The sequence below is a fragment of the Olleya sp. Ti.3.14 genome, assembly GCF_038154885.1.
Lineage (GTDB): Bacteria > Bacteroidota > Bacteroidia > Flavobacteriales > Flavobacteriaceae > Olleya.
This window is the reverse complement of sequence record NZ_JBAKAO010000105.1, coordinates 1-255: the sequence shown is the minus strand read 5'-3', so window position 1 is coordinate 255 and position 255 is coordinate 1. Positions and strand designations below refer to the sequence as shown.

General features: G+C 39.2%; 1 protein-coding gene. It reads left to right on the top strand.

Annotated features, from left to right (window positions below):
• Positions 1-255, top strand: a 255-nt coding sequence (locus V6251_RS15475) for a hypothetical protein (protein WP_341589035.1), incomplete at both ends; no start/stop codon positions are given.

The window sequence follows — 255 nt, the reverse complement described above, 5'->3', positions numbered from 1 at the left end:
CAGGAGGCGCACCAGGATTAACGGTAACTTATCACGAAACCTCAAGTGACGCGACAAATAACGTAAACCCATTAGTTAGTCCCTATAATAACATTGTAGCAAATACACAGGTTATTTATGTACGCGTAGAAAGTGCAACAATCTCAACAGACTGTGCAACGTTTGTAGACTTGGTTTTAATAGTAAATCCAACACCACAAATAACAGACCCAAGTGCTTTAGAAGTTTGTGATAATGATGCAGACGGTTTTGCAA